The sequence below is a fragment of the Frankia sp. CcI49 genome (assembly GCF_001983215.1).
In the GTDB taxonomy this organism is placed as follows: Bacteria; Actinomycetota; Actinomycetes; order Frankiales; family Frankiaceae; genus Parafrankia; species Parafrankia irregularis.
Genome location: NZ_MOWP01000007.1, coordinates 169,430 through 185,356 on the forward strand (window position 1 = coordinate 169,430; position 15,927 = coordinate 185,356).

Sequence of the window (15,927 nt, forward strand, 5' to 3'; positions counted from 1 at the left end):
AGCAGCCCTTTCCACGGTCAGGAGCGCGGTGTCCCGCACAGGGCCTGATCGGCTGCGGTTGTGAGCGCGGCCGTGGTGGCCGGTGGGGCGGGATAGATGGTGCTGGCCATCGTGACGGTACGGGCGGTGTCCTCGTTCCAGAACGCCATTGCCTGGTATCCGAAGATCGCGCCGCTGTGGCCCCAGTTCACTCCGCAGCGGTCGGAGACCCGTTCGATCCCGAGGCCATAGCGAAAGCCCGGATCGGCGGCATCCTCCACGGTGGTGGTCTTCATCTGCCGGAGCATCCGGGCGCTGAGCAGTTCACCGCCCATCAGTGCCTGATAGAAGCGGGACACGTCCCTGACGGTGGAGACGATGGCACCGGCTGCCCAGGCGTGCGAGGGATTGAGCCCGGTCACATCGAACGGCCCACCATCGGCCGCGGGAACGAGGTCCGGCGGGACGTATCCGTGGGCGTGATAGCCGGGAATGTTCCCGATGGCGGTGGGGAACGAGGTGTCAGCCAGGCCCAGCGGCCGGAAGATCCGCCGGTCGAGCTCCTCGCCCAGTGAATGATGGGTGACCGACTGGATGAGCAGACCGGCGACGATGTAGTTGGTGTTGGAGTACGCCCAGGCGGTGCCGGGTGCGAAGGAGCTCGGGTGGGTTTCGGCGATGGCCACGAGTTCCGCCGGGGCGAATACCCGGTTCGCGGTGATGCCGGCCAGCAGCTTCGGGTCGGCGGTGTAGTCGAACAGGCCACTGGTGTGGTTGAGCAGCTGCCGAACGGTGATCCTGTTCCCGTCGCGCAGCAGGCCCGGCAGCCGGCGTTCCACGGGCTGGTCGAGGGTGAGGCGTCCCTCGCCGACGAGCTGGAGCGCCACGGTGGCGACGAACGTCTTCGTGATGCTGCCGATCCGTACCTTGGCCTGCGGTCGCAAAGGGGCACCGGTGGCCAGGTCCGTGACACCCGCGGCGACCTGGCGGATCCGGTTGTGGTCCTGCACCCGGACCATGACACCGGGAACGCCTGCGGCGGTGACGTCGCTCAGCAGTGTCTGCAGGTCAGGGCTGATCCTCGACGAGGTGGCCGGCTCGGAAGCCCGCTGCGTCGAAACCCCCTGCGTCGCGGTGCCGGCAAGAGCGGGTGCGGTGCCCGCGAGCAGCGGCGAGATGACAACCGCGATCAGGAGGACCGCCACGGCCGGGAGAATCGTGCTGATGCGGCGATATGGAGAGGCGGTTCTCAGGTGCGCCGCCCCCGTCGGCCCGGGCCTCACGCCTGACCGCCAGTCTTCTGCTGATCAGTGACAACCGGTCGGGTCTGGTACCGCCGCCAGGCGATTGTCAGCCGCCACAGCCGCCCGGTGACGAATGCCCCGCCGAGCATGAGCACGTAGACCAGCGGTGTCCAGGCACCGCCGACGGATGTGTGTGCTCCGTCGAGATAGGTGAATGTCTCGTCGCTGATCAGGTAGGGGACCCCGGCCCAGCGGAAGGTGCCGGTGGCCTGCGGGTCGGTCGCGGTGATCCCGGCGTCGAAGGCGACTCTTCCGACGTGCGTGAGCAGGGTCATCACCACCTCGACGAGGAGGATGGTGAGCGCCGCGGCTCCCCAGGACGGCCGCCGGGTGAGCTCGCCGTATTCGGCGGCGAGATAGCCGGCCGCGAGGACCCGCAGATCACCGAGCTGACGCACGGCCCGCCGGGCGCCGACATCCTCGGCGGCGGCCCACAGGTTGTCGCGTAGCTCCCGCCGCTTGGCGATCCGGGATCTGCGTGGCAGGTCCTGCAGACGGGCGTCGAGCGTCCACACGGCGCGTTCGATGCGCAGCCGGTCGAGAGTTCCCCGTGATGTGGCCATGTCAGGTGTCCTCCGTCGAGGTGGGTGGGTCGGGGAGGGGGCGGACCAGCGTGGGATGGACCACCGCGGCCAGCGACAGCCAGCTCGCGGTGCCTTCTGCCAGGGCCTCGGTGCCGGCCGCGGTCGGCCGGTAGTACTTGCGGGCCGGGCCGGATCGGGACGCGACCAGCCGCGCCTCCACCCGGCCCTCGCGTTCCAGGCGGGCCAGCGCCGGATACACGCTGCCCTCGGTGATGTCCGTCAGGCCGAGCTGCCGCAGCCGCTGAACGACCTCGTAGCCGTACGACTCACGCTCGGCGAGGAGCCGAAGCAACAGCAGTGACAGGACGCCCTTGAGGAGTTGGGGATCATGTGTCGGCGCCATGGATGCAAGCTAAGCCTGGTACTCGGTATCGTCAAGTAGCTGGCATTGGCGAGTGCGCTGTCGAGGACCGGACACCCGCCGACCGTTCAGCGCGGTGGTGGCGGGCAGCATGTCAAAGATGGCGCGTAACGAGACGGGTGCGGAGATGGCCGATGGTCAGCTGGTCGCGGCGGTGCGAGCGGCGCTCGCCGGTGCCGCCGACCCGGCGAAGGCACCGGCCATGCAGGCGTACATGAAGTCGGAGATGCTCTTCCGCGGCGTGCCGAAGCCCGTCCGGGAACGAGCGCTGCGTCCCGTCCTGGCCGAGCGGACCCTGCCCAGCCAGTCGAGCTGGAGGGCGACCGTCCGGGCGCTGTGGCGGGAGGCGGAGTACCGCGAGGAGCGGTACGCGGCGATCGACCTGACCGGTCACCGTGCCTATCGCGGCTACCAGCGCGCGGACACGCTGGACCTCTACGAAGAGATGATCACGACTGGTGCCTGGTGGGACTACGTCGACGAGATCGCCTCCCGCCGGGTCGGCCCGCTGCTCGCCGCGGACCCCACCGCGATCCGCCCCGTGATGCTGCGGTGGAGCCGTGACGGCGACCTGTGGCGGCGCCGGACGTCGATCATCTGCCAGCTGTCCTTCAAGGCCGCGACCGACCTGGACCTGCTGTACGCCTGCATCGACGCCAACCTCGACGACCGGGACTTCTTCATCCGCAAGGCCATCGGATGGGCGTTGCGCCAGTACGCCTGGACGAACCCGGCCGAGGTCCGCCGCTTCGTCACCGCCCGCGGGGACTCCCTGTCACCTCTCTCGCGCCGCGAGGCCCTGAAGAACATCGGAGAACATCAGCTGAAACCGCTGGAGGCATCGTGATGCGTCACGTCCGAGTGCAGGACGGGGCAGTGCTCTGGACGGTGATGGACGGCGCTGGGCCGCCGGTGGTCTGCTGCCACGGCGGCCCTGGCCTCTGGGACTACCTGGGCCCGCTGGCGTCGTTGCTCGCCGAGAACGTCGCTGTCGCCCGTTTCGATCAGAGGGGCTGCGGACGGTCGACCGGCGATGGTCCTTTCACCATCGCCCAGGCGGTCAGCGACCTGGACCAGGTGCGCGCCGCACTGGGAATCGACCGCTGGGCAGTCCTCGGACATTCGTGGGGTGCCGAACTGGCGCTGCGGTACGCGGCGGCTCATCCCGAGCGCACCACCCGCGTCGTCTACATCGCCGGAGTCGGGGCCGACGACTCCTTCCGCCCGGCCTACACCGCCGAACGCGATCGCCGCCTCGGTGTGGATCTCGGCCGCTGGAGAGAACTCGCGGCGCGCGACCGGACGCCGGCCGAGGAGCGCGAGTGGTGCCTCCTGCAGTGGCGGCCTGACTTCTCCCCGGGAGGAGCGGCCGAGCACGCGCAGGCGTTCTGGGACACCCGGCCCCCGGGCGCCAGCGTGAACCTGACCGCGAGCCGGCAGCTCTGGGCCGACCGCACCAGCATCGACCTGCTTGCGCTCGCTACCACCATCGAGACCCCGGTTCACATGATCTTCGGGGAGGACGATCCTCGCCCGTGGCAGGCGGTGATCCCCTTGCTCGACGCCCTCCCGAACGCTGACCGCGTCCTTCTCGGTGGCGCGGGCCACTCCCCTTGGGTGGAGCAGCCCGCCGCGGTCCGCGCGGTCATCCTGGACGCCCTGCTGCGTCCTGTCCCGGCGCATTCTGTCCCGGCGCGTTCTGGCCCGTTGAGCGCGGCGCTTGAAAACCAGCCGGAGGCGTGATGGCCTGTCGGGGGAGCGCGATGGTGAGGGGGGCGATATGTCGTCCGATCGGGCTGTTAACGAGCTGGAACGCCTGGCTGATCTGAGCGTGGATCAGCTGAGGCGGCTGGTCGGTCTGGTGGAGTACGACTCGTCCGCGGACCCGTTTCCCGTTTCCGGGTGGGATGGGCTGGTCTGGGTCGTCGGCAACGCGGTGCAGGCCGCGCACTACTTCCAGTCGGCGTTCGGTATGGAGCTGGTGGCCTATTCGGGGCCGGAGAACGGAAATCGCGACCATCGGGCCTATGTGCTGTGCTCCGGGGCGGCCCGTTTCGTGGTAAAAGGCGCTTACGACCCGGCCAGTCCGCTGGTCGAGCACCATCGGCGCCATGGTGACGGAATCGTCGACATCTCGCTCGAGGTACCGGATGTCGACCGGTGCGTCGACCATGCGGCGGCGCAGGGCGCGACAGTTCTCGCGCGTCCGCACGACGTCCGGGACGAGCACGGTCTCGTGCGGATGGCGACGATCGCCGCATACGGGGACACCGTGCACACGCTGGTGGACCGCTCGCGCTACCAGGGTGTCTACCTGCCGGGCTACGAGCCGCGGGCCTCGACGGTGCGCCGGCGCCCGGGCGCGCCGGAGCGGCTGTTCCAGGCCGTCGACCACGTCGTCGGCAACGTGGAGCTCGGCCGGATGGACCGATGGGTCGAGTTCTACAACCGGGTCATGGGCTTCACGAACATGGCCGAGTTCATCGGCGGTGACATCGCCACCGAGTACTCGGCGCTGATGAGCAAGGTCGTCGCCAGCGGAAACCACCGGGTGAAGTTCCCGCTCAACGAGCCGGCGGCCGGGCGGCGGAAATCGCAGATCGACGAGTTCCTGGAGTTCTACGGCGGCCCCGGTGCCCAGCATGTGGCGCTGGCGACGGACGACATCATCGCCACCTATGACGCGATGGTCGCCGAAGGGGTGGAATTCCTGCCGACCCCGGCCTCCTACTACGAGGACCCGCGGCTGAGAGCCCGCATCGGCTCGGTCCGGGTGCCCGTCGAGGAGCTTTCCTCCCGGGGGATTCTGGTCGACCGGGACGAGGACGGCTACCTCCTGCAGATCTTCACGAAGCCACCCGTGGACCGCCCGACGGTCTTCTTCGAGCTGATCGAGCGGCACGGGTCGCTCGGGTTCGGAAAGGGCAATTTCCAGGCACTGTTCGAGGCGATCGAACGCGAGCAGGAGAAACGCGGCAACTTCTGACGGAAAGCCGGGACCGGCGACCGACCGGGACGTCCGGCGACCGACAGGGACGTCCGGCGACCGACAGGGGCGTCCAGCGACTGGCAGGGACGACCGGCGGCGATGAGGCAGGAAGGTGCCCCGATGGCCTACTACCGGCAGGTGGGCGACGTCCCGCCGAAGCGGCACACCCAGTTCCGCCGGCCCGACGGAGGCCTGTACCGCGAGGAGCTCGTCGGCACGGAGGGGTTCTCGGCCGACTCGTCGCTGCTCTACCACCGCTTCGTCCCGTCGGCGATCGCCGACGCCCGAGCGTGGGAGCTGCCGGACCAGGCACTGGTCGCGAACAGCCCGCTGCGGCCCCGGCACCTGAGGCTGCCGGAGCTGTTCCCCGGCGACGCGCGGCACATCGCGCAGTACAGAGCGGTCGACGCGGTCACCGGGCGGCGGCTGCTGCTGGGGAACGGCGACGTCCGGATCTCCTATGTGGTGGCCGCGAGGCCGTCGCCCTACTACCGCGACGCGGTCGGGGACGAGTGCGCCTTCGTCGAGGCCGGCGGCGCCACGGTGGAGACGTCGTTCGGCGCTCTGGAGGTGGGGCACGGTGACCTCGTCGTGCTGCCCCGCGGCGTGATCCACCGGTGGGTGCCCACCGGGCCGGACCCGCTGCGCCTCTACGTGGTCGAGGCGTCCAGCCACATCACGCCGCCGAGCCGCTACCTCACCCGGTACGGGCAGTTCCTGGAGCAGGCGCCGTACTGCGAGCGTGACCTGCGGGCGCCGGCCGAACCGATGCTCGCCGACGGCACGGACGTCGAGGTCCACGTCCGGCACCGGGCCGGYGGGCCGGCGGGGCTGGCGGGCACGGTGCACGTGTTCCCCGAGCACCCCTTCGACGTCGTCGGCTGGGACGGATGCCTGTACCCGTTCGCCTTCAACGTCGCCGACTTCGAACCGATCACCGGTCGGGTGCACCAGCCACCGCCGGTGCACCAGGTCTTCGCCGGCCGGGACTTCGTGATCTGCGCCTTCGTGCCGCGCAAGGTCGACTACCACCCGCGGGCGGTCCCCGTGCCGTACTACCACTCCAACGTCGACTCGGACGAGGTGATGTTCTACGTCGCCGGGGACTACGAGGCCCGTCGGGGGTCGGGGATCGGCCGGGGCTCGGTCTCGCTGCATCCCGGCGGCCACACCCACGGTCCGCAGCCCGGCGCCGTCGAGCGTTCGCTCGGCGCCGAGTTCTTCGACGAGCTCGCGATCATGGTGGACACGTTCCGTCCGCTCGGCCTGGGGGAGGGGGCGCTGGCCGTCGACGACCCGGGCTACGCCTGGACCTGGGCGGGGGCGGAAGGCACGGCGAGCCCGGCCTCGGCCTTTCCCGGTGCCGGATGAGCGTGTGCGCGTGATGAGCGGGAGCCCGCCCGCCGCGAGCTGGCTGAGGATCCCGTCCGGCAGCGGGTTCGGGCTGGAGAACCTGCCGTACGGCGTGTTCTCCACCGACGGCGACGACAGGCCGCGCAGCGGCGTCGCGATCGGTGATCAGATTCTCGATCTCACCGGTGTCACCGTCAACCCGGTGCACGGCACCGGGTCGCTGAACGCCTTCATGGCCCAGGGGCCGCGGCGGTGGCAGGCCCTGCGCGCCGATCTGGTCACCTGGCTGACCGACGAACGCCACCGCCGCCGCGTCGAACCGCACCTCGTGCCCCGCGGCGAGGCACGCCTGCACCTGCCGGTCGAGATCGCCGACTACGTCGATTTCTACAGCTCGCGGGACCACGCGGAGAACCTCGGCCGGATCCTCCGCCCGGGCGGTGCGCCGCTGACGCCCAACTGGCTGCACATGCCCCTCGGGTACCACGGGCGCGCGGGCACCGTGGTGGTCTCCGGCACGCCGGTGACCCGGCCCCGCGGACAGCGCAGAGGCCCAGCGGACGACACACCCGACTTCGGGCCGTCGCAGCGGCTGGACATCGAGGCGGAGATCGGGTTCGTCGTGGGGAGCCCGTCCCCGGCGGGGCGGCCGGTGGCGCTGCCGGACCTGCCCCGGCACGTGTTCGGCGTGTGTCTTCTCAACGACTGGTCGGCGCGTGACCTGCAGGCCTGGGAGTACGTGCCGCTCGGTCCCTTTCTGGGGAAGTCCTTCCTCACCTCGGTCTCCCCGTGGGTGGTGCCGCTCGCGGCGCTGGAGGCGGCCCGGATCCGGCCGCCGCGCCGGGAGGTGACGCCGCTGCCCTATCTGGATGACGCCGCGGCGGAGCCGTGGGGCCTGGACATCCAGCTGGAGGTGCGGCTGAACGGGCACCTGGTCAGCCGCCCGCCCTTCAGGCTCATGTACTGGACGCCGGCCCAGCAGCTGGCGCATCTGACGGTCAACGGCGCTTCGCTGCGAACCGGCGACCTGTTCGCCTCCGGAACGGTCTCCGGCCCGGCCCGGGACCAGCGTGGCTCGCTCATCGAGCTGTCGTGGGGCGGCCGGGAGCCGCTGGAGCTGCCCGACGGGTCCGTCCGCATGTTCCTGCAGGACGGTGACCATGTCGCCATCACCGCTGTCGCCCCGGGCCACCACGGCGAAACCCTGTCGTTCGGTGAGGTCACCGGCCGCGTTCAACCAGCCGCCGCGCTGGCCTGACAAACCGCGAGCGTGCCGGGCCCTCCGGGGGTGTAGCGCTCCACTACACGCCCGAGGCCTGGTCGTTCTAGGTTTGCCAACGTGGGCGTTCCAGCGGGAGGGAATGCCCGCCCGAGCAGGTTCGGGACGCGCCGGGGAGGTAATGCAGTTGTCCACGACAGGTCACCCGAAAATCTTCCGTGTGTTCATCGAGAACACCGCACGGATGGATGGCCGCGGGTACATGTACTTCACCATGGAAAACGCGGATCAACGCCGCCGCTGATCGCCGTGTTCTCCGCTGTCAGTCCACGGGATGCGGCAGTGCTTGACCACGTCGAGCTTGACGCGTCATTCCACGTCGCGCTGGCCGTGGTGGCGGTCGCGGTGGCGCTGGTCGGTACCTGGCTCCTCGTCCGCCTGCTGCTCTTCCCGCTGCGCCGGCTGCTGCGGCGGCGGCGTGGGGCGGCAACTTCCCGCTCCGAGCTGCTGGGGCGGTTGTGCGTCATCCGCACCGGCCGGGTGGGGCCTGAGTTCGGCCAGGCGGAGGTCAGAGCCGACGACGGCTCGTCCGTGCTGGTCCAGGTGCGACATCCCGAGAACAACCCGCTGCTGCGGGCTGGCAGCTCCGCCGTGATCTACAGCTATGACGCCGCCCGCGAGATCTTCTGGGTGAGTCCGCTGGACTTCATCCGCGAACTGGACCGCGACCACCCCGCCGTCGAGTGAGAGCGTAGAAAAGGAAAGCGCATGAGCCTCATCACCATCCTCCTGGGCGTGTTCTTCGGGTTGGTCATTCTTGCCGCGCTGGGCGCGGTCGTCGCGGTCAGTCGCCTGTCCCGCCAGGTGGAGCAGGGAAAAGCCCTGATCGTGTCGCGCTCCAAGAAGGTGGAGGTCACCTTCACCGGAGCGATCGTCCTGCCGATCATCAACAAGGCGGAGGTGATGGATATCTCCGTGAAGACGATCGAGATTCGGCGGACCGGCCGGGAGGGGCTGATCTGCCAGGACAACATACGGGCCGACATCCGCATCACGTTCTTCGTACGGGTCAACAAGACGGTCGAGGATGTCATCAAGGTGGCGCAGGCGATCGGCACCGCGCGGGCCAGTGACCAGACGACGCTGCAGGAGCTCTTCAACGCCAAGTTCTCGGAGGCGCTGAAGACCGTCGGCAAGCAGTTCGACTTCGTCGATCTCTACACGAAGCGCGAGGAGTTCCGCGACCAGATCATCCAGGTCATCGGCACCGATCTGAACGGCTACAGCCTCGAGGACGCCGCCATCGACTTCCTCGAGCAGACCCCGATGACCCAGCTCGACCGGGACAACATCCTGGACGCCCAGGGCATCCGGAAGATCACCGAGCTGACCACCATCGAGCATGTCCGCACCAACGAGTATCAGCGCCAGGAGGAGAAGGAGATCACCCGCAAGGATGTCGAGACGCGGGAGACGATTCTCGAGCTCGAACGGCGGCAGGCCGACGCCGAGACGAAGCAGAAGCAGGAGATCGCGACCGCGCGGGCCCGGGAGGAGGCCGAGACCGCCCGGGTGCAGGCCGAGGAACGGCTGAAGGCCACCTCCGCGGCACTGCGCGCCGACGAGCTGATCGGCATCCAGAAGGAGAACCAGGCGCGGGAGATCGCCGTCGCGGAGAAGAACAGGCAGCGGGTCATCGCCATCGAGACCGAGCGGATCGAGAAGGACCGCCAGCTCGAGGTCGTCGCCCGGGAGCGGGAGACCTCGCTGTCCCGCGCCGCCATGGACAAGGAGCTGGAGGTGCAGAAGCAGGCGGTCGCCGAGGTGGTCCGTGACCGGGTCGCGGTGGACCTGACGGTCGCCGAGCAGGAGGAGAACATCAAGCGGCTGCGGGCCGTGGAAGACGCCGAGCGCCTGCGGCAGGCCCTGGTGATCGAAGCGGAAGCCGAGGCCCAGCAGGGTCTCGTCAAGGACATCAAGGCGGCCGAGGCCGCCGAGCAGGCTGCCGTGCACAAGGCGCAGGAGGCGGTGATCCTCGCCGAGGCCCGCCAGCGGGCCGCGGATCTCGACACCCGCGCCAAGATCCAGCTCGCCCAGGGCATCCAGGCCGAGGCCGCGGCCAAGGGGCTCGCCGCGGCCGTGGTGCGGGAACGGGAGGCGGAGGCGATCGAGAAGGTCGGCCGGGCCGAGGCCGTGGTCGACCGGGAGAAGGCACTGGTCGCCGCGGCGGCGATCCGGGAGCGGCTGCGGGGTGAGGCCGACGGCCTCACCGAGAAGGCGACGGCGATGGCGGCGCTGGACGAGGCGAGCCGAGGCCACGAGGAGTACCGGCTGCGGCTGGAGGCCGAGAAGGAGATCCGGCTGGCGGGCCTCGACATCCAGCGCCGGATCGCCGAGTCCCAGGCCACGGTGCTGGCGGCCGGTCTGGAGAGCGCCGACATCGACATCGTCGGCGGCGAGAGCATGTTCTTCGACCGGCTGTTGAGCTCGATCACCATGGGCCGCGCGGTGGATGGCTTCGTCGAGCACTCCGACGTCGTCGGGGGCCTCGCGGGCCGGTGGCTGGACGGCTCCGCCGACTTCACCGCGGATCTGACCAGGGTGCTCGGCTCGCTGGGCTCCGGTGACGTCCAGAACCTCACGGTGTCGGCGCTGCTGATGCAGCTGATCAAGGGCGGTGGGCTGGACGCCGGGAAGCTGCGGGAGCTGGCGGACGCGGCCGCCGCCGCGGCGGCCCAGCCGGGGGCCACGACCACGACGACGACGACGCTGGAGGCCGCGACGACGTCCGCCAGGACGGCGAAGGCCGCCACCGTGGCGACGCCATCGGCCACCCGTACCACCCCCGGCCGTGGCACCACCCGCTGAGGCCGGGCGCGTGGACCCGGACCCGACCGACACACCCCTCTCCGCCGACCAGGGCGCTCCCGATCATGACACCTACGAGGTGCTGCGGGCCCGGTTGGCCGAGCAGGCGGCGGAGCTGACCCGCCGGGCCGACGCCCTCAACACCCGCCGGCTGGCGGTGTTCGGCGGCACCGGGCTCCGCCTGCTCGGTGCCGAGCAGGTCAGCACGCGACGTCCCGGTGTGGCGCAGGACGTCGTGGCGCTCGGCGAGCACCTGCTGCTCGGCTGCAACGTGCCCACCGCGCTGCCCGCCGCCTCCGCGGCCGACGGCGAGGCGGCGGCGGGGGCGGGGGCGGTCACCGACTACTTCTCCCTGCACCGCCTGGTCCGGGCCGTCGGCGGCGCCGCCACGGAGAGCGGCACCCCCACGGAGAGCGGCGCCACCCGGTTCCGGCTGGACGGCGTCAACGAGGGCGTGGCCGGGAGCCAGGACCTAGGCGTCAAAGCGGGCCCGGACGTCAAAGCGGGCCCGGACACCGAAGAGAGGCCGGACGCCGAAGACGCCCTCGGCGGGGACGAGAGCCTGGGTGCGGACGACGCCCTGGGCGGGGACGAGAGCCCCGGCGGGGGCGCCGCGCGGGGCGGGGACGTCCCGCCCGGCGTGCTGCGCGACCCGACGCTGCACCGTGACCTCCGCGAACTGGTCCGGTACTACCGCGACACCCGGCTCTTGCGGCTGCGCCGCCTCGACGACAGAATGCTCGCCGTCTTCCAGACCGGCCGCCGGCCGGACGACATCCGGGTGCTGCGGTGGCGGACCGGAACCGACGGCGCCGTCGACTACCTGGACAACCTCGGTGAGCGCGACCACGTGCTCCCGCCGGTGGACGACCTCGACTGGACCGCGGTCAGCCGTGACGACCACGTCCTCGGGCGCTTCCCGCACGTGTCCGTCCAGGGGGCCGTCTTCGTCTCGACGGTCGGCGGGGCCCTCACCGTCAAGACCGAGAACGACACCGAGAACCCGGGCGGCATCTACCGCGAGCCCGTGGACGAGCCGCTGCAGAGCCTGGCCGACGCCGAGATCTGGCACGCCCGGGTCGGGCCGCTCGTCGTGCTGCGGATCCGGCCGTACAAGGAGACCAGGTGGCGGTACCTGGTGTTCAACACCCGCAGCGCGCGGATCGTGCGCGTCGACGGGATCGGGCAGGGGTGCCGGCGGCTGCCCGCGGAGCAGGGGATCATCTTTCCCGACGGCTACCACCTGACCACCGGTGCCGTCCGGTCCTTCGACACCGACACCTCCGACCTGGAGTTCGACCGGGTCATCCACGCCCCCGGCGGCGAGGACGTGCTCTACGTCTTCCACGCCCGGGCCGCGGGCCGGTTCCTCCTGCTGCCCTACAACGTGATCCGTCAGGACGTCGCGACCCCGCTCACCTGCCACGGGTACGCCCTGTTCGGCGACGGCACGCTGGTGCTGCTGCGGACTCCGTCCACGCGGCCCACCCGGGCGCACGCCGTGCAGATCTGGCAGACGCCGTATGGGCACGCGGTCAGGTCCGTGACCGTGACCGGCAGCGGGCCGCTGGAGCGGATCGGTAACGCGGACCTGGTGCAGGGGATCTCGGACTGCGTCTCGGTGGCACGCCTGGTGGCCCAGACGACCCCGTCGCGGGCCGGGCTCGACGCGCTGATCAGCGCCTGCGGGCGGGCGTTCGACCGCTACCACTGGCTGGCCGACGCGGACCTCGGCGATCTGGGCGGGCCACTGGCGCAGGTCCGGACCACCGCCGGGCAGGTGCTCGCGGAGTTCGCGACGGTCGAGGCTCTCACCGAGGCGGCCCGGGCGACGCTGGCCGACACCGCCGCCGAGATCGACACCCTGCTCCGGCAGGTCCGCGACAAGGCCCCGCAGAACGCGGGCGCGGCGGTGGCGGCACTCGCCGACCTGCGCCGGGCGCAGGGCCGCCTGGTGGCCCTGCGCGACGTCCGCTACATCGACCTGGCGCGGATCGACGTCCACGCGGCCGAGCTGGACGGCGAGATCACGGCCGCCGGCCGGCGCGCGGTGGAGTTCCTGCACGGCGATGAGGCCTTCGCCGACTACCACGCCGAGACCGACCGGCTGGCCGGGCAGGCGGCGACCATCACCAGCGCCGCTGCGGCGACTCCGATCGCCGACCGGCTCGCCGAGCAGGCAGGCGGCCTGGAGGCCGTCGTCGAGATCGTCACCGGTCTCGACATCGTCGACACCACCGTGCGTACCCACATCCTGGACCGGATCGGGGAGGTCTTCGCCGAGGCCAACCGGGTGCGGGCCATCCTGGACGCCCGCCGCGGGCAGCTGTTCGACACCGAGAGCCGGGCCGTGTTCGCGGCCGAGCTCACGCTGATCGGCCAGGCCGTCAACGCGGCGCTGGCGGTGGCCGACACACCCGAGCGCTGCGACGAGCAGCTGGGACGGCTGCTCGTCTCGCTGGAGCGACTGGAAGCGCGCTTCGGTGAATCCGACGACGCCGGCGAGCAGGTCGCGGCCCGCCGCGCCGACCTCTACGACACGTTCTCCGCCCGCCGCCAGGAGCTGGTGCAGGCACGGACCCGGCGGGCCGGCCGGCGAGCCGACTCGGCCGGGCGGATCCTGGCCAGCGTCCGTCGCCGCTGCACCGACCTGCGCACCCTCGACGAGATCAACACCTACTTCTCGACCGACCCGATGGTGACCACGCTGCACGGCATCATCGCCGAGCTGCGTTCACTCGGGGAGCCGATCCGCGCGGACGAGATCGCCGGCCGGATCGAGGCGGCGCGCCTGGACGCCCGCCGTGCCCTGCGCGACCGGGTCGACCTCTACGCGGGCGACGACGTCATCCGCCTCGGGCGCCACCTGTTCGCGATCAACACCCAGCCGCTCGACATCGCTCTCGTCCCCGACGGGGACCAGCTGGCGTTCGTGATCACCGGGACGGACTACCGCCGCCCGGTCCGCGACGTGTCCTTCGAGGGGACCAGGCCGTTCTGGGACGAGCCGCTGCCGTCGGAGTCGCCGCGGGTGTACCGGGCCGAGTACCTGGCCACGCGGATCCTCGCCGACGCGGTGGCCGGTGCCGCCGGGCTTTCCGTCGCCGCGCTGGTCAAGGCGGCGGACACCGGCGAGGACCTGCTTGACCTGGTGCGCCGGGCGGCCGGAAGCCGGTACGACGAAGGGTACGAGCGCGGCGTCCACGACCGGGACGCCGCCAGGATCCTCGCCGCGCTGGCCCGGTCCTACGCGCAGGCGGGGCTGCTGCGCTACCCGCCGGCGGCGCGGGCCGCCGCCCAGCTGTTCTGGGCCTACGGCACAGATGTCGCCGGCCGGGTGGCCTGGGGCCGCCGGGCCGGGTCGCTGGCCCGGGCCCGGGCCGTTTTCGGCCCCGCCCACCAGCCGGGCTCGACCAGCCCTCACCAGGGGGGCCCGGAGCAGATCGGTGACCTGTGCGCCGAGCTCGCCACCGCCGTGACACGGTTCCTCACGGGACCGAGCCCAGGCAGCATCGCCAGCCTGACCGCCCTCGTCGAGCGGACCGGTGGAGTCGACCTCGTCGGGGAGTACCTGTTCGAGGAGCTCGCCGGCGAGCCCACCGAATTCGTCACCGGCGCCGCCGCCCGCGAGCTGCTCGCCGGCTTCCGACGAGCGCTCGGGGAGCGGGGGGCCGGCGACGGCTTCGAGCACGATCTGCTCGCCTTCGACGACGATCTGGCTGCCGGGCACCAGCTCGCGACGGCCTGGCTGGGTGCGTTCCACGCGTCCCGCACGGTCGATGCCGCGGGCCCCGAGAAAGCCGCAGGCCCCGGGGAAGCGGTGAGCGCCGGGGAAGCGGTGAGCGTCGGGGAAGCCGTGGGTGCCGTGGGCAGCGGGGCCGACCTGCCGGAGGCGGTAGCCGTGCTGGTCTGCGGCTCGCGGCTGCCCCGGCACGACTCGTCGGCCAACCTGGAAGCCAGCGTCGACGGCCTGCTCGGCAGCCACCCGCGCATCGACGGCGGGCGCCTTGAGCTACGCCTCGACGAGACACTGGCGCGCACCCGCCGGTTCCACACCGAGCGGGTCCCCGCCTACCGCGCCTACCGGCGGCAGCGGGATGAGCTGATCTCCCAGGAACGCCGGCGGCTGCGGCTGGAGGAGTACCAGGCGACGCCGCCGGGCGGCTTCGTCCGTAACCGGCTCGTTGACGAGGTCTACCTGCCGCTCGTCGGTGCGAACCTGGCCCGCCAGCTCGGGACCGCGGGCGACGGCACGAATCCGGACCGGATGGGCCTGCTGCTKCTCGTCTCCCCACCCGGATACGGCAAGACCATGCTGATGGAATATGTGGCGAGCCGCCTCGGCCTGGTGTTCGTGAAGGTCGACGGACCTTCGCTCGGCGGCGCTGTCACCTCGCTCGACCCCGCCGCCGCACCCGACGCGGCCGCCCGCCGCGAGATCGAGAAGGTCTCCTTCGCGCTTGAGCTGGGCAGCAACGTGCTGCTCTACCTGGACGACATCCAGCACACCGCGCCCGAGCTGCTGGAGAAGTTCGTCCCGCTGTGTGACACCCAGCGTCGGATGGACGGTGTCTGGGACGGCGCGAGCCGCACCTACGACCTGCGCGGCAAGCGCTTCGCCGTGTGCATGGCGGGCAACCCGTACACCGAGTCCGGTGGACGGTTCCGGGTGCCGGACATGCTCGCCAACCGCGCCGACGTGTGGAACCTCGGTGACGTCCTTTCCGGCCGGGACGATCTGTTCGCGCGCAGCTATCTGGAGAACGCGGTCACGTCGAACCCGGTGCTGGCCCCGCTGGCCGGCCGTGAGCGCGCCGACCTGGAACTTCTGATCCAGATGGCCCAGGGCGACTCGGCGGCGCGGCCGGATCGGCTCAGCCATCCGTATCCGCCGGCCGAGCTGGACCAGATCCTGGCCGTGCTGCGGAAGCTGGTGCGCGTCCAGCAGGTCGTGCTCGCCGTCAACCGGGCCTACATCGCCTCAGCCGGGCAGCACGACGCGGACCGCAACGAGCCGCCCTTCCTGCTGCAGGGCTCCTACCGGAACATGAACCGGCTGGCGGAGCGGATCGTCCCGGTGATGAACGACGAGGAGCTGGACGCCCTGATCGCCGACCACTACCTCGCCGAGGCGCAGACCCTCACCTCCGGCACGGAGGCGAACCTGCTCCGGTTCGCCGAGCTGCGCGGCGCGCTGACCCCGGAACAGGCCGCCCGGTGGGCCGAGGTGAAGGCCCGCTACCGGCGCAGCGGGGAGTAGCACCAGGAAG

General features: G+C 71.2%; 11 protein-coding genes. 8 read left to right on the forward strand and 3 right to left on the reverse strand.

Features of this window, described 5'->3' with window-relative positions; genetic code table 11:
* Window positions 1-17: 17 nt before the first annotated feature.
* The 3 genes from CcI49_RS07140 to CcI49_RS07150 all read right to left on the reverse strand — a co-directional run bounded on the left by CcI49_RS07140 (window position 18) and on the right by CcI49_RS07150 (window position 2,210).
* Window positions 18-1,184, reverse strand: coding sequence for a serine hydrolase domain-containing protein (locus tag CcI49_RS07140; RefSeq protein ID WP_235497906.1), 1,167 nt, complete (start codon window positions 1,182-1,184; stop codon window positions 18-20).
* Window positions 1,185-1,258: 74 nt separating this feature from the next.
* Complete coding sequence (locus CcI49_RS07145) at window positions 1,259-1,846, reverse strand: hypothetical protein (protein WP_076825160.1); 588 nt, start codon at window positions 1,844-1,846, stop codon at window positions 1,259-1,261.
* 1 nt (window position 1,847) lies between these two features.
* The gene (locus CcI49_RS07150; RefSeq protein ID WP_054566785.1) at window positions 1,848-2,210 is read right to left on the reverse strand and encodes a PadR family transcriptional regulator; all 363 of its coding nucleotides are present in this window, start codon (window positions 2,208-2,210) and stop codon (window positions 1,848-1,850) included.
* Between the two features lie 145 nt (window positions 2,211-2,355).
* Between CcI49_RS07150 and CcI49_RS07155 the strand changes: the two genes are divergently transcribed.
* From CcI49_RS07155 to CcI49_RS07195, 8 genes are all read left to right on the forward strand, one after another.
* Window positions 2,356-3,075 (forward strand): DNA alkylation repair protein, encoded by a 720-nt coding sequence (locus tag CcI49_RS07155; RefSeq protein WP_076825299.1) that lies wholly within the window; start codon window positions 2,356-2,358, stop codon window positions 3,073-3,075.
* The gene (locus tag CcI49_RS07160) at window positions 3,075-3,971 is read left to right on the forward strand and encodes an alpha/beta hydrolase (protein ID WP_083473259.1); all 897 of its coding nucleotides are present in this window, start codon (window positions 3,075-3,077) and stop codon (window positions 3,969-3,971) included. The genes CcI49_RS07155 and CcI49_RS07160 overlap by 1 nt, the downstream gene beginning before the upstream one ends.
* Window positions 3,972-4,008: 37 nt before the next feature.
* On the forward strand, window positions 4,009-5,214 hold the full coding sequence (hppD, locus tag CcI49_RS07165) for a 4-hydroxyphenylpyruvate dioxygenase (protein ID WP_076825162.1): 1,206 nt from the start codon (window positions 4,009-4,011) through the stop codon (window positions 5,212-5,214).
* A 123-nt stretch (window positions 5,215-5,337) separates the two neighbouring features.
* Window positions 5,338-6,588 (forward strand): homogentisate 1,2-dioxygenase domain-containing protein, encoded by a 1,251-nt coding sequence (locus CcI49_RS07170; protein WP_076825164.1) that lies wholly within the window; start codon window positions 5,338-5,340, stop codon window positions 6,586-6,588.
* A gap of 13 nt (window positions 6,589-6,601) precedes the next feature.
* Window positions 6,602-7,828 (forward strand): fumarylacetoacetase, encoded by a 1,227-nt coding sequence (gene fahA, locus CcI49_RS07175; RefSeq protein ID WP_076825166.1) that lies wholly within the window; start codon window positions 6,602-6,604, stop codon window positions 7,826-7,828.
* Between the two features lie 303 nt (window positions 7,829-8,131).
* Window positions 8,132-8,536 carry an OB-fold-containig protein gene (locus tag CcI49_RS07180; protein WP_054566788.1) on the forward strand — a complete coding sequence of 135 codons (405 nt, stop codon included), beginning with the start codon at window positions 8,132-8,134 and terminating at the stop codon, window positions 8,534-8,536.
* 21 nt (window positions 8,537-8,557) lie between these two features.
* Window positions 8,558-10,657, forward strand: a complete 2,100-nt coding sequence (locus CcI49_RS07185; RefSeq protein WP_076825169.1) for a hypothetical protein — start codon at window positions 8,558-8,560, stop codon at window positions 10,655-10,657.
* A gap of 10 nt (window positions 10,658-10,667) precedes the next feature.
* Window positions 10,668-15,917 (forward strand): DNA repair ATPase, encoded by a 5,250-nt coding sequence (locus CcI49_RS07195; protein WP_083749364.1) that lies wholly within the window; start codon window positions 10,668-10,670, stop codon window positions 15,915-15,917.
* The last annotated feature ends 10 nt before the right edge of the window (window positions 15,918-15,927 follow it).